Genomic DNA, 22,091 nt, shown 5'->3' with positions numbered 1-22,091 from the left:
GCGCCTACGTGATTTACTACTAACCACCTAACCAACAGGTGTTGCAACGACCCCTAGAAACCGCCCCAGGGTGACCCGCCGCCGTCGGGCGTCAGCTTCTAAAGCGTTAGTCGTTGATCAGGTCGTTGACGACGATCGTCTGGTCGCGGTCCGGTCCGACGCCGATCGCGGAGAAACGGGTGCCGGAGAGCTTCTCCAGCGCCAGGACGTAGTTCCGGGCGTTTTCCGGCAGGTCTTCCAGGGTGCGGGCGCCGGTGATGTCCTCGGTCCAGCCTTCGAAGTACTCGAAGATCGGCTTGGCGTGGTGGAACTCGGTCTGGGTCATGGGCATTTCGTCGTGCCGCACGCCGTCGACGTCGTAGGCCACGCAGACCGGGATCTGCTCGATACCTGTGAGCACGTCCAGCTTCGTGACGAAGTAGTCGGTGAAGCCGTTGACGCGGGAGGCGTGGCGGGCCAGGACTGCGTCGTACCAGCCGCAGCGGCGGGGGCGGCCGGTGTTGACACCGAACTCACCGCCGGTCTTCTGCAGGTACATGCCCATCTCGTCGAACAGTTCCGTGGGGAACGGTCCGGCGCCCACGCGTGTGGTGTACGCCTTGATGATGCCGATGGAGCGCGAGATGCGGGTGGGACCGATGCCGGAGCCCACGGAGGCGCCGCCGGCGGTCGGGTTGGAGGACGTGACGAACGGGTAGGTGCCGTGGTCGACGTCGAGGAAGGTGGCCTGGCCGCCCTCCATGAGGACCACCTTGCCCTCATCCAGGGCGGTGTTCAGGACGAAAGTGCTGTCAATGACCAGCGGACGGAGGCGTTCGGCGAAGGACAGGAAGTACTCCACGATCTCGTCCACCTCGATGTCGCGGCGGTTGTAGACCTTGACCAGGAGCTCGTTTTTCTGGCGCAGCGATCCTTCGACCTTCTGGCGCAGGATCGAGGCGTCGAAGACGTCCTGGACGCGGATGCCGAGCCGGGCCACCTTGTCCATGTATGCCGGGCCGATGCCGCGGCCGGTCGTGCCGATGGCGCGGCTGCCGAGGAAACGTTCGGTGACCTTGTCCAGGACCTGGTGGTACGGCGCCACGAGGTGGGCATTGGCGGAGACGCGCAGCCGGGACGTGTCCGCGCCGCGGGCCTCGAGGCCGTCGATTTCCTGGAACAGGGCTTCCAGGTTCACCACGCAGCCGTTGCCGATGATCGGAACCGCGTTCGGGCTCAGGATGCCGGCAGGAAGGAGCTTGAGCTCATACTTCTCACCGCCTACGACGACGGTGTGCCCGGCGTTGTTGCCGCCGTTGGGCTTGACGACGTAGTCAACCCGGCCGCCGAGCAGGTCGGTGGCCTTTCCTTTGCCTTCGTCGCCCCACTGGGCTCCGACGATCACGATTGCTGGCATGGGATCCTCCCCCATTCGTTCGGGCCGAACTGCGTGCGATTGACCAGGTGGCCACCGCAGCTCAGCGCCGTTCATGAGAATGCCCCGAATCTACCGCTGTGCTCTTACCCAACGCCAGAGTTCCGGGGCTCTTACCACCCAAGTTTAGCCGAAAACGGTGACCGGCATCGCTTTGGGTCCTTGCTCGGACCGGGAGCTAGGCTGCGGTGAACGCCAACTGCATCTTCCACCAGTCCATGCCCGACACATAGTGGGCGCGACTTGCGGGACGGGCCGGGGTGGAATTAAGTGAGAGTGACCATCCCGAGCGGCCGAGGGACCTGGACCATTGACGCCGCAGCAACCCTCCCGGACACAGCCCGCCAAACCGCGGCCGCCGTGACCGGCACCGGTGCTACTGCCAGGACCGATGGAAAGGAAACCGCGCCATGTCCGAAAAGACCGAGCTCCAGAACAAAACTTCCCGGAACGTCGACCACATCCGCGTCACCCACGCCGGCTCTTTGCCCCGCACGCCTGAGCTGATCGCCGCGAACGAGGCCAAAGAGGCCGACGGCATCACGCCCGAATTCCTGGACCTGCTGCAAACCTCGGTGGTTGACGTCGTCCGGCGCCAGAAGGATCTCGGCATCGACATCGCCAACGACGGCGAGTACGGGCACACGATGTCCAGCTCCGTGGACTACGGCGCCTGGTGGAACTATTCCTTCTCCCGCCTCGGCGGCCTGGAACCGACCGACGTGGACCGCTGGGCCGACGCCAAGGTGCACCGTTCCTCGCCGGGCAACATCGTCCTGACCTCGTTCCCCGACCGCCGGGACCGGCAGAAGTTCAATGACGCCTACAACGACCCCTCCTCGGGGATCCTGGCGCACCGTCGTGCCGTGACGCAGCCCAAGATCGCGGGGCCGCTGACGTACACCGGCCAGGCACTCGTGGCCTCGGACGTCGCCAACCTCAAGACGGGCCTGGCCGCGGCCGGCCTCACCGAGGGATTCGTCGCGTCGCTCTCCCCCGGTTCGTGCGCCCGCGTGGCCAACGAGTACTACACGAGCGACGAGGAACTCCTCTACGCCTGCGCCGACGCGATGCGCGAGGAATACAAAGCCATCATCGACGCCGGCCTGACGGTCCAGCTCGATGACCCGTCCCTGGCCGAGAGCTGGGACCAGATCAACCCCGAGCCGAGCCTCGAGGACTACCTGAAGTTCATTCAGCTCCGGGTCGAAGCCACGAACTGGGCGCTGCGCGACCTCCCGCAGGACAAGATCCGGTTGCATGTCTGCTGGGGTTCCTGGCACGGCCCTCACACCACGGACATCCCGTTCGCGGACATCGTCGGCTCGGTCCTGCAGGTCAACGCCGGCGGCTATTCCTTCGAAGCGGCCAATGTCCGGCACGAGCACGAGTGGCGGGTGTGGGAAGACACCACGCTTCCCGAGGGTAAGGTGATCATCCCCGGTGTCGTCTCCCACGCCACAAACGTCGTGGAACACCCGGACCTCGTGGCGGACCGGATCGTGCGCTTCGCGGAGCTCGTGGGACGCGAGAACGTGATCGCATCCACCGACTGCGGGCTGGGCGGCAGGGTGCATCCGCAAATTGCCTACGCCAAGCTGGAGGCCCTCGGCGAGGGCGCCCGCCGCGCCACCAAGCGCCTCTGGTAGCAGCGCCCGGACGCCACCAAGGCACCGGCCGGGCCATCGTGACGCCGTCCCCAAGGCACCGGCCGGGCCGCCGGGGCACGGGCCGGTGCCGCATTTCGCGGGGCTTGATAGACTGATAAGGATCGATCACGAATCGGTCCACACCACATTTTCAAACCACACCAATGCTCTTCATGCCCTGTATTCGGCGTGCCCGCGTCCGGTGTGGCAGCTTTGCCAATCCCGCAGGAGACCCAGCAACATATGACAGCCCTGGCCACTGAAAATTTCCGCGAAGAGCTCCTGAGCCGCCGGTACGAACCTAACGTCGCCCCCGTCAATGAGCTCTGTGACGCTCTCCAGGCAACCAAGGCTGGCACCTCTGTCCCCTACGTGGACCCCATGCACGATGTCGATGAGTGCCGCATCATCAGCCTCTACTCCAACATCGGCACCGCGGACTCGTCAGGTTTCATCACCGCCGGCGACGACGAGGCGGCCACCCGCATGCTCGGCATCCAGTGGAAGCTGGGCCTGCGCCCCGAATTCGTCATGCCGTGGAACGTCCACCCCTGGTACGTCCCCGGCGAGGCCAACGGCAAGTTCACGCCGGACCAGATTTCCGCCGGCCTCAAGCCGCTGCTGAAGTTCCTGGCCCTCGTGCCCCGCGCCTCGGTGATCGTGGCCCATGGCACCGAAGCCAACCGCCTGGCCAACCTGCTGCTGAAGACCGAAGTGCCCATGATCTGGCGCCGCGGCCTCAAGACCTACAAGGTCCGCTCGCTGAGCGGCCGCGCCTTCGCCGGGACCCCGGTCCGCCAGGAGGAGTACCTGGCGGAAATGCACACGGCCTACGCGGATGCCATGGCCCGGACGGGCCTGGCCAAGGCGAGCTGATCCCCACCCGCCCCCTAACCTCGCAAGCTCGGCCAGGGAACCCGGCGGGCGTGGGCCCTCCCACGAATCCGCCGACGGCGGGTCCTCACCTCACGGTGGGGGCCCGCCGTCGCACGTTATTCCTTCGCTTAAACCACAACGCGGGGTCACGTACCGCCCGTCCCGGTCACGGGAATGGACGGCAGGTGACCCCGCGTTGCGTCGTCTGGCGTCTTCTCAGCCCTGGGCTTCGATGGCCGCCTTGGCGCCGGGATCGGAATCGTTGAGGAACTTTTCGATCCGCTCCGGTTCTTCGGCCTCGCCGATAGCGGCGGACGCGCGGCCCAGCGAGTAGAGGGCGCGCAGGAAGCCGCGGTTGGGTTCGTGCTCCCACGGGATCGGTCCCACACCGCGCCAGCCGTTGCGGCGCAGCGAATCCAGGCCGCGGTGGTAGCCGACCCGCGAGTACGCGTAGGAATCGATGGTGCGGCCCTCTGTCCACGCCTCCTCGGCCAGGATGGCCCACAGGAGCGAGGAGGTGGGGTACTTCGCCACGAGGTCCAGGGCTTCCTGGCCGAGCGCGAGGTGCTGGTAGATCTCAGTCTCGGCAGGCAGGAGCGTGGGCTCGGGACCCATCAGGTTCTTGCGGAACTCGTCGGACATGACTAGAAGGTCTTGCCGGTGGAGCCCAGCTGCTGGGCGGCCTCGACCACTCGGGCGGCCAGACCGGCCTCGGCGGAGGCGCCCCAGACGCGGGGGTCGTAGAGCTTCTTGTTGCCGACCTCGCCGTCGACCTTCAGGACGCCGTCGTAGTTGCGGAACATGTGGTCCACCACGGGGCGGGTGTAGGCGTACTGGGTGTCCGTGTCGATGTTCATCTTGATCACGCCGTAGGACACGGCGTCGGCGATCTCCTTCTCCGAAGAGCCGGAACCGCCGTGGAAGACGAGGTCGAACGGGTTGGCCTTGCCGATCTTGGCGCCCACCTGCTCCTGAATGTCCTTGAGGATCTCCGGGCGCAGCTTGACGCCGCCGGGCTTGTACACGCCGTGCACGTTGCCGAAGGTCAGGGCCGTGATGTAGCGGCCGTTTTCGCCGGAACCGAGGGCGTCGATGGTGGCCAGGGCGTCCTCGACCGTGGTGTAGAGCTTGTCGTTGATGGCGTTCTCGACGCCGTCTTCCTCGCCGCCAACCGTGCCGATCTCGACCTCGAGGATCATCTTGGCTGCAGCGGTGCGCTCCAGCAGTTCACGGGCGATGCGGAGGTTTTCCTGCAGGGTCTCGGCGGAGCCGTCCCACATGTGCGAGTTGAAGAGCGGGTTGCGGCCGGCCTTGACCTCGGCCTCGGACGCGGCGAGGAGCGGGAGCACGAAGCCGTCGAGCTTGTCCTTGGGGCAGTGGTCCGTGTGCAGGGCAATGTTGACGCCGTAGTTCTTGGCGACCTCGCGGGCGAACGCGGCAAAGCCCAGGGAGCCGGCAACCATGTCCTTGGTGGACGCGCCGGACCAGTAAGCCGCACCGCCGGTGGAGACCTGCACGATGCCGTCGGACTCGGCCTCGGCGAAGCCGCGCAGCGCAGCGTTCAGGGTCTGGGAGGACGTGACGTTGACGGCCGGGAATGCGAAGCCGCCCGTCTTTGCACGGTCGATCATCTCGGAGTAGATCTCTGGGGTTGCAATGGGCATGCTGACTCCTCGTCGAAAGCAGTGGTAGCTACATGGCTATGTACATCCTAGCCACGTGCGCCCCGGAGCCGAATACGTGAAGCCGGGTCCAGGAAATGTTCCCGGACCCGGCGACAGACGCGGGCAGACGTGTTACGCGGCCGCCGTTGGCGGTGCGCCGTCGTGCGGCTACTGTCCCGCGATGCTCGTCGCGAACGGGACGGTCATGCTGCCGACGCCGGTGACGTCGTCATAGCCTGGCGAGGTGGACAGTGAGGTGTCCTTGTCGGTGCCGACCAGGTAGCTGTTGCCGCTGACCGGGCTGGAGAAGACCATGGCCTGGGGGTTGATCTGGGGCATCACGTCCCGCGCTCCCGAGGCGGCCGTCTTCGCCGCCGCGTAGATGGCCGGGTTGGCGAAGCCGACGGTCTTATCGGTCGCGGACTGTGCGATCGCCATCTGCGCCGCGGTCAGGGGGCACGCCAGCGAGGTTCCGCCGTACCCGGTGGTTTCATAGGAACCGGTGTTGAGAGAGTGGTCGTTGGTGATCGGGCTGATCCCCACCTGGTAGCCGGTGTACGGATCGGCAAGGGAGGCGACATCCGGGGAGACCCTGTAGCCGTTGGCCAGCGCGGCCGGGACCGTGCCCTTCTGGTAGTCGGGCTGGTCGAACACCGCGCTCGTCCCGCCGCCGGCGCCGAAACGGAATACACCCGGCAGGTCACCGGCGTAGCCGAGGCTGCCGTCGGGGTTCGCGACGATCCGGTTGCGGGTGGTTCCCCAGCCGGTTTCGAACAGGTAATCGTTGTTCTTGCCCACGGCCAGGCTGGTTCCGCCGACGGCCGTAACGAACGGCGAGCTGGCCGGGAAGTCCGGCGACGCGTAGCCCAGGCTCGCCTTCTCGTCCCCGTTGTCTCCGCTGGAGAAGTAGAGCCCGACGCCTTCGCCTGCCGCCTGAAGGTGAATGTTCTGCATGCCCATCAGCGCGTTCGGGGAGACCGCCTCGCCGACGTAGCCGTAGCTGTTGCTGACGATGGTGCTGAGCTTCTGGTCCAGGATGGTGGACATCGCGACGTCGATGCCCGCGCCGCAGTTGTTCCCCCCGACGTAGAGGATATTCGCGGCGGCGGCGAGTCCGTGCACGGCCTCGACGTCGAGCGTCTGCTCACCCTGCCAGCCGCTGGGCTGTCCGCACAGGGCCTGGTCCATGAACAACCGGGAATCCGGCACGATTTGCTGGTACTGCCCGGTCTTGAAGGCCGGGAGGCCATTCTTCTGCGAATACGTGTTCGCGTCCGATTCGATGCTCGGCGAGGCGTAGGCGTCGATGATCGCCACAGTCTGGCCCGCGCCGGCCGTCGACGGGGACGTCACCCCGTAGGCGCCCTGCAGCTGCGCCGGGATGTAGCCGCAGATAGCGGTGCCGAAGCTCGTTGCGCCGTACGCCGCAGGAACGGTCACTTTGTTCTGTTCCCAGTAGTTGGAGCACGGCGCATCAACCGGCGCCGGGCCGACGGGCTTGCCTGATGTCTGGGCCTGATCCGAGGAGCCCGCGGTTGCCAGCGAGGGGCGGGTGAGCAGCCGCCCCTGGTCGATAGAGATCGCCTGGACCTTGGCGGCGAGGTTCGCCGGCAGGGACGGCGCGGTAGACGGGCCGATCAGGCTCTGGCCCTGGAAGGCATAGGTCTGCTCGGTCGTGCTGAAAGCCGCATTGATCTGGGCGACGGTGCCGCGGAAGACCACGTAGAGGCCGCTCGCAGGGACCGAGGTGACCACCATGCCCTGCCCCTTCAGGTAGTCAACGAGAGCAGCGACGTCGGTCTTGGCCGGCCCGTACTTGGCGATCCAGTCCGGGGGCGAAAGGTACTGCTGGTACTGCGGATTTCCCGGCGTGGACACGGCCGTCGCAAACGCCTTGGCTGCTCCGGCGTCGGGGAGGTTCAGGTAGATCTCGCCCTCGACCGTCGTATTGCTTAGCGGGATGCCGGTCTTGGCGCGGGAGCCTGCCCACGGGGGCACTGAACCCGGGTAGTTGTTCGACGGCGGCGGCGTCGGCGGGGCGGCGACCGCGGCCGTCGCGGTCAGGCCGACGGCAAAGGCAAGTGAAGTTCCAAGGGCCAGCAGGCGCGTGGCGCGCCGGGAATGCGAAGTTGAGACCTTCTTCATGAGATGTCTTCCCCTAGGCGGGCGCCCTTTGCGCCCACACAGGCCAGAGCCTAAACGGCAAACGCCGATCTGACTATAGGTGCCTCAGGAAACTACCTGCCCGAACACGTGGCGGCGGATCCACGCGTGCATCGCGATGGCCGCGGCGGAGGCGGCGTTGATGGAGCGGGTGGAGCCGAATTGCTCGATCGACAACGTGGCGAGGGCGGCGTCGTGGACCTCCGAGGTCAGGCCCGGTCCTTCTTGGCCGAAGACCAGGACGCAGTCCTTGGGCAGTTCGTAGGTCTCCAGCGGCACGGAATCCGGGAAGATGTCGATCCCGATAATCGCGAGCCCCTCCCCCTGCGCCCAGGTCACGAAGTCCTCCACGGTGGGGTGGTGGCGGATGTGCTGGTAGCGGTCGGTAACCATGGCCCCCCGCCGGTTCCAGCGGCGTCGTCCGATGATGTGGACCTCCTTGGCCAGGAACGCGTTGGCGGTCCTGACCACGGTGCCGATGTTGAGATCGTGCTGCCAGTTCTCGATGGCGATGTGGAAGTTGTGGCGTCGGGAGTCCAGGTCAGCGACGATCGCTTCGTGCTTCCAGTAGCGGTACTTGTCCACCACGTTGCGCCGGTCGCCGTCCGCCAGGAGGTCCGGGTCCCAGTGCTCGCCCTCCGGCAGATCGCCGTCCCAGGGGCCGACGCCGACCTCCGGTTTGGGTTCTGTCTCTGTCGCAGTCGCTGCCGCAGTCTCTGCCGTCGAGTCGGCCGAAGGGTCGGCGTCAGGCGTTGCACCGGCGGCGCGGGGGATCTCAGGTTCAGTCACGCCTCAACATTAGACTGGACTCTGGAAGCGGCACACTTACGGCGGAGGACACCATGGCAGAAGAGCGCGAAGACCAGCTGACAGAGTCAGAAGAGGCACGTTCCCGGGCTTCGATGTACCGCAGCGGCCAGGAAATCGAGTGCTGGCTGACGGACATGGACGGCGTGCTGGTCCACGAGAACCAGCCCATCCCGGGTGCCTCGGAGCTGATCCAGCGTTGGGTGGATACCTCCAAGCGGTTCCTCGTACTGACCAACAACTCGATCTTCACGCCCCGGGACCTCGCGGCCCGGCTGAGCTCCTCCGGCTTGGAAATCCCCGAGGAGAACATCTGGACCTCGGCCCTGGCCACGGCCCAGTTCCTCAAGGACCAGGTCCGCGGCTCGGAGTCGGGGAACCGCGCCTACACGATCGGCGAGGCAGGGCTCACGACGGCGCTCCACGAGGCAGGCTTCATCCTCACCGACCAGAACCCGGACTTCGTGGTGCTCGGCGAGACCCGCACCTACTCCTTTGAAGCCATCACCATGGCGATCCGCCTCATCCTGGCCGGCGCCCGCTTCATCGCCACGAACCCGGACGCCACCGGCCCGTCGAAGGACGGCCCCATGCCCGCCACCGGCGCCATCGCTGCCCTCATCACCAAGGCCACGGGCCGTGAACCGTACATCGTGGGCAAGCCCAACCCGATGATGTTCCGTTCGGCCATGAACCAGATTGACGCCCATTCGGAAACCACGGCCATGATCGGCGACCGCATGGACACCGACATCATCGCAGGCATGGAAGCGGGACTGCACACGGTGCTGGTGCTCAGCGGCATCACGCACCGGGACGACATCGCCGCGTACCCGTTCCGGCCGAACCAGATCCTGAATTCCGTGGCGGACCTCAAGAACCAGATCTGACCCCGTCAGACCACGGCTTTCTTCCCGCCGCCGGTGGGCAGCGGGAAGAAATCGTCCTGCAGTTTTTCGATGATGGGGCGGTAGACGAACGGGCTCCAGCCGGGGCTGGCGTGTTCCGGCTTGGCCCCGTCTGTGCGCAGATTGTCCGAGACCATGTTGGCTTTGAAGGTCAGTGACCACGCGTCCCGGGCGGTCTCGTAGTCCACCGTTTGGTCCCGGGGGTTGCCGATGAAGGCCATCTTCGTGCCCCCGAGCTTGCCGACGAACCTGCCGGCGTCAAAGTGGTAGATGAAGGCGGATTCGGACTGGATCAGCACGCTGGAAGGCGCGATTGGCGACAACTGCTCCAGCGTCTGGTCCAGGATCTGGCTCCAGCTGCGCTCATTCTTGTGCAGCATCCTCTCGCCGAGCTCGTAGCCGCCGCGCAGGACGGTGGGGAAACGGAAGCCGCTCTCGTAGAGCAGCACCACACCCTCGAACCAGCTCTGATCCAGCACGTCATACCGGCTCGCAGGGCTGGAGTCGAGCAGGATGAACGCCACTTCGACGCCGTGGAGCTCGCGCAGCCGGGCGGCCACCTGGGTTGCCACCATGCCGCCGAAGCTGTGGCCGTAGAAATAGAGGGTGGTGAGCTGGTGGGCGCGGACGTGCTCGATCACGGCGATCACCACCTCATCGATGTCCAGCCCCTCGTTGGAATACCCGACGGCGGCCAGCTGGCCCCGCTTGTTCAGCGAACCGCGCAGGGCGTTCAGGATCCACAGTGCTTCTTCCCAGCTCGTCTTGTAGCCGGGGAACAGGATCCAGCTGGCGTGGGGAAAATACCGTTCCGCGACATCGTCCTTCACTTCAAGGATCCGATTGACGCGCCGCTCCTCCTGCACGCGCTGGGTGAACAGCATGTCGGCCGCCAGCAGTGACGCGGACCCGGCGCCGACCAGGAACGTGCGCCGGGAAAACCGCTTGAGTTCGACGGCGTGGCGGAGCAGGCGGGCCTCGGCAGAACCGGGGCCTCGCGGATGGTTCGGTTCCATCTCTGCCGGCACATCACTACCGTAACCACGCTCCGGCGGGGAAGAGAAACGGCGCCCTTCCCTAGGACTGGAACGCCGTACGGAAGGCCAAACGGAGCGCAGTCCTCAGTGCCGTCCTAGGCCCCGTTGGCGCCGTCCCGGCGCCCGTCCCGGACCCCGTCGGCACCCTTGACCGGCTAAGCGGGTTCGGGCTCGCGGCCGACCTCGCGGCGGCTGATTTCCATGCCGATCTCGTCATAGGTCGCCAGAAGTTCGGCGCGGGCCATGCCAGCGGGGTCGTCCAGCAGGCCGAACACGGAGTCACTCGCGGCGAGGAGTTCGTCGTCGGAGAACCGGGTCAACCGCCTGGTGCCCGAGGCGTCCACCGAAGCCATGAGCTCCCCGGACATGTCCAATGTCTGCAACGCGGCGGGGTCATCAAAGCGCGGGGTCAGTTCCAGGGAAACGCCGCTGCCGGACGCCGGTATGCCGGCGGTCTCCGAGCCGGCGCTTCCGCCGTCGATCGCGTTGAGGTCGTTGCGCAGGCCGGCCAGCGCCGACGATTCCACGAACGCGGCGCGGCCGAGGTCGACGCGGATGTGCGCGGTGATGCCCATCCGGCGGACGCGCTGAATGATCTGCATCAGGGAAGGGCGGGAGATCTGCGTGAGGCTCCCCCGGACGTCAATCCGGACGACGTCGGAAACGACATCGAGCTTGACGTGGGCTTGCAGTGACTGGTCCATAGGTACTCCAAAGAAGGATGTCTATGGCCGACGGCTCAACCGCAACCAGCGTATCCGCACCGCTGGTTGGGCACAAGTCATAGGAGACTGCCGGTTTAGCCGGCCTGGCGCCGGCCCGGCTCCTCGTAATGGGTCCGGGTATCGGTTCCGCCCACGGACTGCACGAGCGAGGTGGCGATGTCGCGCAGCTTCACGTTGCCGTTGCTGGAGGCATCCGTGAGGATCCGGACCGCGGTTTGCTGGTCGCAGCGGTTTTGCGCCATGACGATCCCGATCGCCATGTCGATGACGGTCCGGGACTCGAGGGTGGCGCGCAGGTTCGTGGCGCTGTCCGTGTGCAGGGAAAAGCGCACGGCCATGCGCAGGGCTTGGGATATCTGCCGGGTGTAGTCGCGCGCCCGGTCCGCGACGTCACCGTCGAACTTGCGCGGCACGTCCGAGTACAGGTTCAAAGCGGCCTGGGCTTCGCCCTGGAGATGGAACGGCACGGAGAGCACCGAACGCAGCCCGTGCGAGGCCACGGCGTTGGCGTAGTCCGGACCCCAGCGGTCTTCCTCAAAAAGGTCCGGCACGTAGACCTCGCGCTCCTCCTGCGCCGCCGTCAGGCACGGCCCCTGGGCCAGCCGGTACTGGATCTCGTCCACTTCCCGGGCAGACTCACTGCTCCAGCCGATCGTCGCGGCCTTCCGGTCCCGCAGCAAGGTGATCCCGCACAGCGCGTCGTCGCCCTCACCGGCCACCTGGTGCGCGGAAAAACGCGCGAGTTCGTTCAGGAACTCTTCAAAGTCCGCACTGTCCAGGATCAGGTTCTGGACCTGGTCGACAGTGCTGATGGACTCAGTCGTCAAATCTTCATTGGGCGGAAGCATGGCGCGTTTCTCCAGAGGCGGGTACCGATGGGGGTATTTAAGAAATGATAAGTCACCCCCAAAGCACGGTCCATACGTGTCCGCCGCCGGTGAAACGCCTAGCTCAGGCCCAGTTCGTCCTTGCCGAACGCGAAGAGGTACGGAACACCGGCTTCGGCTTCGATCTTTTCCTTGGCTCCCGTGTCGCGGTCCACGATCACGGCGACGGCCACAACGTTGCCTCCGGCCTTGCGAACGCCCTCGACGGCGGTCAGCGCGGAGCCGCCGGTGGTTGACGTGTCTTCCAGGACCAGGACCCGGCGGCCCTCGACCGAGGGGCCTTCCACCTGGCGGCCCATGCCGTAGGACTTCTGCTCCTTGCGGACGACGAACGCGTCCACCGGACGGCCGGCGTCGACGGCGGCGTGCATGACGGCCGTGCCCACCGGGTCTGCCCCCATGGTGAGCCCGCCGGCGCAATCAAAGTCGATCCCGGCGTCGTCCATCAGGGAGAGCATGACCTGCCCCACCAGCTTGGATGCCTCGTGGTGCAGGGTGATGCGGCGCAAGTCGATGTAGTAGTCCGCCTCCGCGCCGCTGGAGAGGATGACCTTGCCGCGGACGACGGCCAGCTCCTTGATCAGTTCCAGGAGTCGGGCACGGGCAGAGGCAGCGTCGGCTGCGAAGTCACGGGTGGCAGTCATGGGTCCCAGTTTAGTGGCTGGTCCGCCGCGGATTCCCAGCCGGGCGCCCATATGTCGGGGGCCGGGACCTTTTACTCTTGGCGGCACCGGCGCACGGGAGTCCGATGGAACCATGACGGCAGGAACCGAACCATCCATCCGCTGGCCTGCGATCACCAAAGACATCGGCAGTTTCCGGATCCGGCCGAACCTGGTGGATTATGACGCGGCCTGCGCGGCATTTACCTGGGATGAGGGCCGCCGTGCACTGTCCGGGCTCCCCGGGGGCCGCGGCCTCAACATCGCCTACGAGGCCGTGGACCGGCACGCAGCCGGCAGCGGCGCCGGCCGGGAGGCCCTGCGGTTTGTCCGCGCCGATGGCAGCACCCATTCACTGAGCTACGCCGAACTCGCCGAACAGACCAACCGCTTCGCCGGGGTCCTCCGCAGCCTCGGCGTCGGCCGCGGGGAACGGGTGTTCTCCCTCACCGGCCGCGGGCCCGACCTGTATATCGCCGTGCTCGGCACGTTCAAGAACGCGAGCGTGTTCTGCCCGCTGTTCTCCGCGTTCGGCCCCGAGCCCGTGCGGCAGCGCCTCACGCTGGGCTCCGGCCGGGCGCTGGTCACCACGCGGGCGCTGTACCGCAAGAAAATCGCGCAGTTGCGCGGGCAGCTCCCCGACCTGCGCCACGTCCTGCTCATCGACGCCGACGGCGATCCCGAGCCCGGGACCCTGGACCTCGCCGCCCTCATGCGCGAAGCCCCGCCGGACGGGGACATCGCAGCCACCCAGCCGGAGGACATGGCCCTGCTGCACTTCACGTCCGGCACCACCGGCACTCCGAAGGGCGCCATCCACGTGCACGACGCCGTGACCGCCCACCACGCGACCGGCACCTTCGCCCTGGACCTGCACCCCGATGACGTCTACTGGTGCACGGCCGACCCCGGCTGGGTCACGGGAACCTCGTACGGCGTGATCGCGCCCTTGAGCCACGGGGTGACGGCCATCGTGGACGAGGAGGAAATGGACGCGGACCGGTGGTACCGGATCCTCGCCGAACAGGGGGTCACGGTCTGGTACACGGCCCCGACGGCCCTGCGCATGCTCATGAAGGCCGGGGCCGACCACGCCGCGGGACACGACCTCTCCGCCCTGCGCTTCGTCGCCAGCGTCGGCGAGCCGCTCAACCCGGAGGTGGTGGTGTGGGGGCAAGAGGCCTTCGGCCAGCCGGTGCATGACAACTGGTGGCAGACCGAAACAGGCGGCATCATGATTTCCAACTACGCCGCCACCGAGATCCGGCCCGGCTCCATGGGCCGGCCGCTCCCGGGCGTAGAAGCGGCCCTCGTGGTCCGGGACGCGGACGGCAAGCCCGTCATCCGCGACGGCGAAGCCGTCCTGGTCACGGCCCCGGACACCATGGGTGAACTGGCCCTGCGGCCCGGCTGGCCCTCCATGTTCCGCGGCTACCTGCATGAGGAGGAACGCTACCGCCGCTGCTTCGCGGGCGGCTGGTACCTGACCGGGGATCTCGCCAAACGCGACGCCGACGGCTACTACTGGTTTGTGGGCCGGGGCGACGACGTCATCAAATCCTCGGGGCACCTGATCGGCCCGTTCGAGGTGGAGAGTTCCCTCATGGAGCACCCCGCCGTGGCCGAGGCCGGCGTGATCGGTGTCCCGGACCCGGTGGCGGGCGAAGTGGTCAAGGCCTTCGTTGAGCTCCGGAGCGGCTGGGAGCCGTCCGGGGAGCTGGCGCTGGACATCATCGGCTTCGCCCGCAAGCGGCTGGGTCCGGCCGTCGCGCCGCGGCTGCTCGACTTCACCACCGCGCTGCCCAAGACCCGCAGCGGAAAGATACTCCGGCGCCTGCTCAAGGCCCGCGAGCTCGGGCTGCCCGAGGGTGACACCTCCACCATCGAGACTCCCCCGCCGAACGCTACCCCGCCTGACGCGGCCGGCACAGGGCTGGAACCGAAATGACCGGCACCCCAGGCCCGGGCGGGGGCGCCGTGGACGCGGCCCAAGGCCGGCACCTGCTGCTGCAGATGCTGCGCGTCCGCCAGCTCGAAGAGAAATGCGTCGAGCTCTACAGCGCCGCCAAGATCCGCGGCTTCCTGCACGTCTACATTGGCGAGGAGGCCGTTGCCGCCGGCGTCCTGGCGTCCCTGGGACCGGAGGACGCCGTGGTCGCGACGTACCGGGAGCACGGCCACGCGCTGTTGCGGGGCGTCTCGGCCGGGGCGATCCTCGCCGAAATGTACGGCTACGTTGAAGGGTGCTGCCGCGGGCGCGGCGGCTCAATGCACCTCTTCGACGCCGCCACCCGGTTCTTCGGGGGGAACGCGATCGTCGCCGGGGGCCTGCCGCTCGCCGTCGGCCTGGCGCTCGCCGACAAGATGGCGGGACGCTCCAATGTCACGGCGTGCTTCTTCGGCGAAGGTGCGGTGGCCGAAGGCGAATTCCACGAGAGCCTGAACCTGGCGGCCTTGTGGCAGCTGCCTGTGCTGTTCTGCTGCGAGAACAATCTCTATGCCATGGGAACCGCCCTGGCCCGCTCCGAATCTCAGACGGACATCGCCCTCAAGGCCGCCGCATATGAGATCCCGGCGTGGGCCGTGGACGGCATGGATGTCCTGGCCGTCCAGGAGGGCGCACGGCGCGCGGTGGACGCCGTCCGCTCCGGCGGCGGCCCGCATTTCCTGGAGCTGCGGACCTACCGCTTCCGGGCCCACTCGATGTTCGATCCCGAACGCTACCGGGCCAAGGACGAGGTGGCGCGGTGGATGGAGCGGGACCCGATCACGCTGCTGCGGACCGCGCTGGAGTCCGCGGGCCAGCTCTCGGCCGCCGAGTGGGAGCAGCTGCAGGCGGACGCGCAAGCGGAAATCGCGGCCGCCGTCGACTTCGCCGAGGCCGGAACACCGGAGCCGGTGGAGGAACTGACCCGCTTTGTGTACAGCGAGCGCGGCACCGGAGACGGTGCCGGCCCCGGCACCGGCACGCAGCCTGCAGGGAAGGAAACCGGCGCGCCATGAAATCCAGCTACCGCGAAGCGCTCCGCGCGGGCATCCGCGACGCCATGATCCGCGACGAACGCGTGTTCCTGATGGGTGAGGACGTGGGCGCCTACGGCGGCTCGTTCGCGGTCAGCCTGGGCCTGCTGGAGGAGTTCGGCCCGGACCGGATCCGCGATACCCCGCTGTCCGAGTCCGGGTTCGTCGGCGCCGGGATCGGGGCCGCGCTTGGCGGCATGCGCCCGATCGTGGAAATCATGACGGTTAACTTCAGCCTTCTGGCCCTCGACCAGATCGTGAACAACGCCGCCACCTTGCTGCACATGTCCGGCGGGCAGTTCCACGTGCCGCTCGTGATCCGGATGACCACGGGTGCCGGCCGCCAGCTCGGCGCCCAGCACTCGCACAGCCTCGAGGGCTGGTATGCGCATATCCCGGGCCTGCGGATCCTCGCCCCGGCTACCCTCGAAGACGCCCGCGGCATGCTGTGGACTGCGCTTCAGGACCCGGATCCCGTGCTGATCTTCGAGCACGGCTCGCTGTATAACGTCCCCGGGGATCTGGCCGACGACGCCGGGCCGGTAGACATCGACACGGCCGCCATCCGGCGCCCCGGCAACGACATCTCGCTGATCACCTACGGCGGGACCCTCCCCGCCGTGCTCGACGCCGCGAAACAGCTCGCGGCCGACGGGATCGATGCCGAGGTCCTGGACCTGCGCACGCTCCGCCCGCTCGACGACGCCGCCATCATGGCATCCGTGACCCGGACCCACCGGGCTGTGGTGGTCGATGAAGGTTGGCGCAGCGGCAGCCTGTCGGCCGAGGTGAGTGCCCGGATCACCGAGCAGGTGTTCTTCGACCTAGATGCGCCGGTGGGCCGGGTCTGCAGCGCCGAGGTGCCGATCCCCTACGCCAAGCACCTCGAGCTGGCCGCCCTGCCTTCCGCGGCACGGGTCGTCGCCGCCGCCAAGGAGACGGTGGACGCCGGTGGGTGACTTCCTCATGCCCTCGCTCGGGGCTGACATGGAGCACGGCAAGCTGGTCGAATGGCTCGTCAAGCCCGGTGACTACGTGCGCCGCGGCGACCTCGTGGCAGTCGTGGACACGGACAAGACCGTCATGGATGTGGAGTCCTTCCAGGAGGGCGTCGTGGCAGACCTCCTGGTGGGCATCGGCGAAACCGTTCCGGTGGGAACCCCGCTGGCCCGGATCACCCAGACCCCCGCCGAGGTGGGGGCACCGGTTCATGAGGCGCCCCCGGCGCGGGCGCCGTCGAAAGCCCCCGCTGTCAAGCCTCGCGCTCCGGAAGCACCGGCGGCCACGGCCGGTCCCCCGATCGCGCCGCCGGTGCGGCATTTGGCGCACCGTCTGGGCGTGGACACCGGCAGGATCCATGGCACCGGCAAAGCCGGCGCCATCACGCGGGCGGATGTGGAACATGCCAGGGCGGCCCGGCCCGGCAGCGCGGCCAGGGTGCGCTCCACGCCGCGGGCCCGGCGGCTCGCGGCGGAACTCGGGATCGAGCTGTCCGCCGTGGCCGGCACCGGCCCGGATGGCGCCGTGACAGTGACCGACGTGCAGGACGCCGCAGCAGCCGTTCCGCCGGCAGGGCCCGCGGAGGCGCGTCCCGAAGCCGGTCCCCCGGGGGCCGTCCTCCCGGAGGCCGCCGTCGCGGTTTCAGGGCTGGAAGCCGCACCCGCTGCTCCGGAACCGGAAGCGCCGGCTAAAGGGAAGCCGTCGTCGGAGGCCCGCGAGCGCGTGGCCAGCCTGCGCCGCGCCATCGGCGCCCTGATGACGCGTTCGAAGCAGACCATCCCGCACTACTACCTCAGCACCACGCTGGACCTCCGGGCCGGCGTCGAGTGGATGCAGTCCGTCAACGCGCACCGGCCCGTCGCCGCCCGGCTGGTCCCCTCCGCGCTCCTGCTCAAGGCCGCGGCGCTCGCGGCCAAGGAAGTCCCCGAAGTGAATGGCTTCTACGACGGCGGGGGGTTCCGGCCCAGTGCGGCGGTGCACCTGGGCGTCGCGGTGGCCCTGCGACAGGGCGGCCTGGTGGCCCCCGCCATCCACGACGCCGACACCCTGCCCCTGGACGTGCTGATGGAGCAGTTGCGGGATCTTGTCAGCCGGGCCCGGGCGGGGCGTCTGTTGCGCGCCGAGATGGCCGATCCAACCCTGACGGTGACCAACCTCGGAGACCTCGGCGTGGACAGTGTCTACGGCGTGATCTACCCGCCCCAGGTCGCGATGGTGGGTTTCGGCCGCGTGACGGAACAGCCTTGGGCCCAAAACGGGCTCCTCGGGGTCCGGCACGCTGTCATTGCGACGCTCTCGGCGGACCACCGGGTCAGCGACGGGTTGCGCGGCGGCCGCTACCTGGCCCTGATCAACGAGCTGTTGCAAGAGCCCGAGCATCTGTGACACCCAACGCCAGGAAAGCGGAGGAACCATGAACGAACAGGACGCCCGGGCGGCCGTGCACGCCGCGATCGGCGAAGTGGCCCCCGACGTCGACTTCGACGACGTCGACGAGGACGCCCGGCTGCGCCAGGACCTGGAACTCGATTCGCTGGACTTCCTGCGGCTCGTGGAAACCATCGACAAGGCCACCGGCGTGGACATTCCGGAGCGCGACTACCCGGCCGTTGCCACCGTCAAGGGCCTGATCGGCTACCTCGCGGCACACGGCTAACCCCCAGCGACTGCTCCGTAACCGCCCATTTGGAGGCTCTAAAGGGCGGTTACGGAGCAATCGACGGCGGCGAGGGTCGACCAATAGGACCTGTCCTACCGCAAGACGACGGTCCGGTTGCCGAGGAGCAGGACCCTGCCCTCGCAGTGCCAGCGCACGGCATTGCGCAGGGCGGCGCACTCGGCATCCCTGCCCACCGCCACGAGGTCGTCGGCGGTGTAGGTATGGTCCACGTCGATGACCTGCTGCGAGATGATCGGGCCCTCATCCAGCTCGGCATTGACGTAGTGGGCGGTGGCGCCCACGGTCTTCACCCCGCGGTCGTAGGCCTGGTGGTAGGGCTTGGCCCCCTTGAAGCTCGGCAGGAAGGAGTGGTGGATGTTGATGGTCCGTCCCGCGAGTTTGGCTGATAGTCCGTCACTGAGGACCTGCATGTAGCGGGCCAGGACCACGAGTTCCACGTCGAATTCGTCAACGATTTCCAGAAGCCTGGCTTCGGCCGCCGGCTTGGAGTCCTTGGTCACCGGCAGGTGGAAGAACGGGATGTCGTGCCACTGCACCAGCCCCTCCTGATCGCGATGATTGGAGACCACGGCGACGATTTCCACGGGGATGTCGCCTGTCCGCGCCCTGAACAGAAGGTCATTGAGACAGTGGCCCATCCTGGACACCATGACCAGGACACGGCGTTTGCGGCCGTGCGGTTCCAATTGCCAGTTCATCTGCCATTTCTCCGCCAGGACCGTAAAGTCGCGGCGCAGCTGCTCGGTGCTGAAGGACTCCGGGGCAGAGGAGAAGTGGACGCGCATGAAGAAGTGCCCTTCCCCGCGGTCTCCGTACTGCTTGTTGTCGATGATGTCGCAGCCGTGGTCCAGCAGGAACCCCGAGATCGCGTGGACGATACCGGGAGACTCCCGGCAGTCGAGAGTGAGCACGTGTTCAGACGTGGCTGTATGTTCCATGGGTTCCTGGGGCGAACCCGTCGTCGGTGTGGTGTTCATTGCTCAGGCTTCCTGTTCCATGTCCCGGGCGAGTTCGGCCTGGAACGTCGCGTAGCGGGCCAGGTGCGTGGGGCGGCGGCGCAGGATGTACCATGCGATGCCGAGCAAAATGAACCACACCGGGGTGAATAGCAGGGCCGTGAGCGTGTCAGGCTGGGTGGTCAGCGTCCAGAGCACGAAACCGAAGAAAGCGAAGACAACCCAGACCATGGCAATGCCGCCGGGCATCTTGAACTTGGATGCGTCGTGCAGCTGCGGGCGGCGCCGGCGGAAGGCGATGTAGCTGGCCAGGATGATGGACCACACGAAGACAAAGCAGACAGCGGACACGGTGGTCACCATGTCGAAGGCCTTGCCGATGTCCTGTCCCGCGTACATCAGCACCACGCCTGAGAGCAGCAGTACGCAGGAGAGGAACAGGGCGTTCTGCGGGACCTTCCGCCGGGAGAGCCCGCCGAACACGCCGGGAGCGTCACCTTCCTGGGCCAGTCCGTACACCATGCGTGAAGTGGAGTAGATACCGGAGTTGGCCGAGGACATCGCCGAGGTCAGGACCACCAGGTTCACCACGGTGGCGGCGGCACCCAGGCCGGCCAGTGAGAACATGGCGATGAAGGGGCTGTGGCCGGCCTGGAACTGGGTCCACGGGATGACGGACATCAGGATGATCAGGGCGCCCACGTAGAAGAGCAGCACACGGATGGGAATGGAGTTGATCGCCTTGGGCAGATTCTTCTCCGGGTCCTTGGCCTCGGCAGCCGTGGTGCCCACCAGCTCAATGCCCACAAAAGCGAACACGGCAATCTGGAAACCGGCCACGAAGCCCATGAATTCATTCGGGAAGAAGCCGCCGTGACTCCACAAGTTGCTGAAACTGGCCGGTCCGGCGTCGGAGCTGAACCCGCTGAAAATCATGAACAGACCCACCACGATCAGTGCCGCGATGGCGATAATCTTGATCAGCGCGAACCAGAACTCCGTCTCGCCGAACGCCTTCACCGTGGCCAGATTCAGCAGCAGCAGGATGGCGATGGTAACCAGGCCGGGGATCCACAAAGGTAGCGCCGGCCAGAGTTCCTGCGAGTAGCCCGCAATGGCGATGACATCCGCAATCCCGGTGATCACCCAGCAGAACCAGTAGGTCCAGCCGGTGAAGAAGCCTGCCCAGGGGCCCAGTAGGTCCGCGGCAAAGTCGCTGAAGGACTTGTAGTTCAGGTTGCTCAGCAGCAGTTCGCCCATCGCCCGCATGACAAAGAACAGCATGAAGCCGATGATCATGTACACGAAGATGACGGAGGGTCCGGCCGCCGAAATCGTCTTGCCCGAGCCCATGAACAGGCCGGTGCCGATGGCGCCGCCGATCGCAATAAGCTGGATGTGCCTGTTGCTGAGCTGCCGCTCAAGGTGCGGTTCCTGGTGGGAAGTTACGACTCTAGTTGTCACGTGTTGCCCTTCGAATCAATGCCGGCTGAAGTGCTGCTGGGGTTAACGCTTGATCCGGCCCGTCAGGGACCGCGTCAAGGTTGTTGAAGCTGTAGAGATGGATGCCCGCGATGCTGCCGGGCTGGCTTTGCAGACCCGTCACCAGACTCTGGGGCGAGTACCTGTCCCCGCTCAGGAGCTTGCGTGCCAACGGCCCCTTGCGGCTGAGGAACTTCAGGGAACTTCCGACGCCGATCTGCGCGGCGAGGGAAACCAGCTTGGTCCGCGGGACGGCCCCGGCCACCCCGGCCCAGACGGGCAGTTGCACGCCTTCCCGGCGGAGGAGCGCCGCGTAGTCAAGGATCTTCGGCGCGGAGAAGCACATCTGCGTGACGACATGCGTGGCCAGGTGCTGCTTGGCCAGCAGGGCGTCCACGAGGTCCAGGGCACCCACAGCGGGGTGTCCCTCCGGGTAGCCCGCAACGCCTGCCCGCATCACTCCGCCGGTGTACTGCGCGATGTCTTCCAGCACCGGGAGGGCGGACCCGTACGGACCGGCCTGCTGCTTCCGGTCTCCGCCGATCACGAACACCTCACCGATGCCGGCAACATTGCAGTCGCGGAGGATTTCGGTCAGCTCGACACGACCAGGCAGGCTCCGCGCCGCGAGGTGCGGAATGACGGAGTAGCCGTGCAGGCTAAGCTGCACCGCGGCACGCATGGTCCGCTCGATGCCGTGGTGGGGCAGGCACGTGACGGTAAGCGTGGTGCTCAAGGGCACCAGGGCCGTGACCTGCTCCACGATTCCCTCTGAAGGGATGATTTCGATTCTGGTGGGGATCATCGTTAGTCCTCTGCAGGTGTCAGACGCCGGCGTGCGCGGCGAGGATGGAGCTGGCTTCCTGGCGGGTGCTGCCGGAGCTTTCGATGTGGGCGAGTTGGGCCGGGATTTCCCAGCCTTTCTTGCGCATCGCGGTGGCCCAGAGCCGGCCGGCGCGGTAGGAGGAGCGCACCAGGGGTCCGGACATGACGCCCAGGAAGCCGATCTCGTCCGCTTCCTGCTGCAGGTCCACGAATTCCTGCGGCTTGACCCAGCGGCCCACCGGAAGGTGCCGTTCGGACGGGCGCAGGTACTGGGTGATCGTGATGAGGTCGCAGCCGGCCTCGTGCAGGTCCCGCAGGGCCTCGGAAATCTCGTC

General features: G+C 67.0%; 20 protein-coding genes and 1 pseudogene. 8 read left to right on the top strand and 13 right to left on the bottom strand.

Translation table 11 applies throughout. The features are described 5' to 3' along the window. Window positions 1–106: 106 nt before the first annotated feature. On the bottom strand, window positions 107–1,396 hold the full coding sequence (locus tag ABD243_RS00545; RefSeq protein WP_091255587.1) for an adenylosuccinate synthase: 1,290 nt from the start codon (window positions 1,394–1,396) through the stop codon (window positions 107–109). Window positions 1,397–1,824: 428 nt separating this feature from the next. Between ABD243_RS00545 and ABD243_RS00540 the strand changes: the two genes are divergently transcribed. Beyond that, the gene (locus tag ABD243_RS00540; RefSeq protein ID WP_344360841.1) at window positions 1,825–3,063 is read left to right on the top strand and encodes a cobalamin-independent methionine synthase II family protein; all 1,239 of its coding nucleotides are present in this window, start codon (window positions 1,825–1,827) and stop codon (window positions 3,061–3,063) included. Between the two features lie 243 nt (window positions 3,064–3,306). Then, on the top strand, window positions 3,307–3,939 hold the full coding sequence (locus tag ABD243_RS00535) for a uracil-DNA glycosylase family protein (protein WP_116768765.1): 633 nt from the start codon (window positions 3,307–3,309) through the stop codon (window positions 3,937–3,939). Between the two features lie 216 nt (window positions 3,940–4,155). Here the strand turns inward: ABD243_RS00535 and ABD243_RS00530 are convergent, their stop codons facing one another. From ABD243_RS00530 to ABD243_RS00515, 4 genes are all read right to left on the bottom strand, one after another. Then, on the bottom strand, window positions 4,156–4,581 hold the full coding sequence (locus tag ABD243_RS00530) for a DUF3151 domain-containing protein (protein ID WP_116768766.1): 426 nt from the start codon (window positions 4,579–4,581) through the stop codon (window positions 4,156–4,158). A 2-nt stretch (window positions 4,582–4,583) separates the two neighbouring features. Further along, on the bottom strand, window positions 4,584–5,603 hold the full coding sequence (gene fbaA, locus ABD243_RS00525) for a class II fructose-bisphosphate aldolase (protein WP_116768767.1): 1,020 nt from the start codon (window positions 5,601–5,603) through the stop codon (window positions 4,584–4,586). Between the two features lie 168 nt (window positions 5,604–5,771). Further along, window positions 5,772–7,748 carry a S53 family peptidase gene (locus tag ABD243_RS00520; protein WP_344360835.1) on the bottom strand — a complete coding sequence of 659 codons (1,977 nt, stop codon included), beginning with the start codon at window positions 7,746–7,748 and terminating at the stop codon, window positions 5,772–5,774. Between the two features lie 84 nt (window positions 7,749–7,832). Continuing rightward, on the bottom strand, window positions 7,833–8,411 hold the full coding sequence (locus ABD243_RS00515) for a TrmH family RNA methyltransferase (protein WP_344360849.1): 579 nt from the start codon (window positions 8,409–8,411) through the stop codon (window positions 7,833–7,835). 197 nt (window positions 8,412–8,608) lie between these two features. Here ABD243_RS00515 and ABD243_RS00510 point away from each other — a divergent pair, with 197 nt between their 5' ends. Beyond that, on the top strand, window positions 8,609–9,463 hold the full coding sequence (locus ABD243_RS00510) for an HAD-IIA family hydrolase (RefSeq protein WP_091256758.1): 855 nt from the start codon (window positions 8,609–8,611) through the stop codon (window positions 9,461–9,463). Between the two features lie 5 nt (window positions 9,464–9,468). Here ABD243_RS00510 and ABD243_RS00505 read toward each other — a convergent pair whose 3' ends face one another. From ABD243_RS00505 to pyrE, 4 genes are all read right to left on the bottom strand, one after another. After that, entirely contained in the window at window positions 9,469–10,509 is a 1,041-nt protein-coding gene (locus ABD243_RS00505) for a thioesterase domain-containing protein (RefSeq protein ID WP_425547093.1), read from the bottom strand. Window positions 10,510–10,673: 164 nt separating this feature from the next. Next, window positions 10,674–11,222, bottom strand: coding sequence for a hypothetical protein (locus tag ABD243_RS00500; RefSeq protein ID WP_116768770.1), 549 nt, complete (start codon window positions 11,220–11,222; stop codon window positions 10,674–10,676). Window positions 11,223–11,317: 95 nt separating this feature from the next. Next, entirely contained in the window at window positions 11,318–12,091 is a 774-nt protein-coding gene (locus tag ABD243_RS00495; RefSeq protein WP_116768771.1) for a GAF and ANTAR domain-containing protein, read from the bottom strand. Window positions 12,092–12,189: 98 nt separating this feature from the next. After that, the gene (pyrE, locus tag ABD243_RS00490) at window positions 12,190–12,774 is read right to left on the bottom strand and encodes an orotate phosphoribosyltransferase (protein ID WP_344360828.1); all 585 of its coding nucleotides are present in this window, start codon (window positions 12,772–12,774) and stop codon (window positions 12,190–12,192) included. Between the two features lie 112 nt (window positions 12,775–12,886). On the opposite strand from pyrE, the gene acsA reads away from it, so the two are divergent. The 5 genes from acsA to ABD243_RS00465 are packed head-to-tail and all read left to right on the top strand — an operon-like array spanning window position 12,887 to window position 18,469. Continuing rightward, the gene (gene acsA / locus ABD243_RS00485) at window positions 12,887–14,740 is read left to right on the top strand and encodes an acetate--CoA ligase (protein ID WP_344360826.1); all 1,854 of its coding nucleotides are present in this window, start codon (window positions 12,887–12,889) and stop codon (window positions 14,738–14,740) included. Next, a complete protein-coding gene (gene pdhA, locus ABD243_RS00480) occupies window positions 14,737–15,795 on the top strand; it encodes a pyruvate dehydrogenase (acetyl-transferring) E1 component subunit alpha (RefSeq protein ID WP_344360823.1) in 1,059 nt (352 codons plus the stop codon). Before acsA ends, pdhA begins: the two co-directional genes overlap by 4 nt. Continuing rightward, the gene (locus tag ABD243_RS00475; RefSeq protein ID WP_344360821.1) at window positions 15,792–16,772 is read left to right on the top strand and encodes an alpha-ketoacid dehydrogenase subunit beta; all 981 of its coding nucleotides are present in this window, start codon (window positions 15,792–15,794) and stop codon (window positions 16,770–16,772) included. The genes pdhA and ABD243_RS00475 overlap by 4 nt, the downstream gene beginning before the upstream one ends. Further along, window positions 16,765–18,198, top strand: coding sequence for a 2-oxo acid dehydrogenase subunit E2 (locus tag ABD243_RS00470; RefSeq protein ID WP_344360819.1), 1,434 nt, complete (start codon window positions 16,765–16,767; stop codon window positions 18,196–18,198). Before ABD243_RS00475 ends, ABD243_RS00470 begins: the two co-directional genes overlap by 8 nt. Before the next feature lie 28 nt (window positions 18,199–18,226). Further along, window positions 18,227–18,469, top strand: a complete 243-nt coding sequence (locus ABD243_RS00465) for an acyl carrier protein (protein ID WP_344360817.1) — start codon at window positions 18,227–18,229, stop codon at window positions 18,467–18,469. A gap of 95 nt (window positions 18,470–18,564) precedes the next feature. Here ABD243_RS00465 and purU read toward each other — a convergent pair whose 3' ends face one another. The 4 genes and pseudogenes from purU to ABD243_RS00445 all read right to left on the bottom strand — a co-directional run. Next, window positions 18,565–19,431 (bottom strand): formyltetrahydrofolate deformylase, encoded by an 867-nt coding sequence (gene purU / locus ABD243_RS00460; RefSeq protein ID WP_344360815.1) that lies wholly within the window; start codon window positions 19,429–19,431, stop codon window positions 18,565–18,567. A gap of 42 nt (window positions 19,432–19,473) precedes the next feature. Then, a complete protein-coding gene (gene cycA / locus ABD243_RS00455) occupies window positions 19,474–20,913 on the bottom strand; it encodes a D-serine/D-alanine/glycine transporter (protein ID WP_116768779.1) in 1,440 nt (479 codons plus the stop codon). After that, window positions 20,903–21,736, bottom strand: a complete 834-nt coding sequence (locus ABD243_RS00450) for a methylenetetrahydrofolate reductase (protein ID WP_116768780.1) — start codon at window positions 21,734–21,736, stop codon at window positions 20,903–20,905. The genes cycA and ABD243_RS00450 overlap by 11 nt, the downstream gene beginning before the upstream one ends. A 19-nt stretch (window positions 21,737–21,755) precedes the next feature. After that, window positions 21,756–22,091, bottom strand: a pseudogene (locus ABD243_RS00445) (lipoyl synthase); the annotation flags it as partial.

Origin of the sequence: Arthrobacter humicola, assembly GCF_039531445.1 — a bacterium.
GTDB lineage: Bacteria > Actinomycetota > Actinomycetes > Actinomycetales > Micrococcaceae > Arthrobacter > Arthrobacter humicola.
The sequence above is the reverse complement of the archived record's forward strand: the minus strand, read 5'-3'. Positions and strand labels throughout refer to the sequence as shown.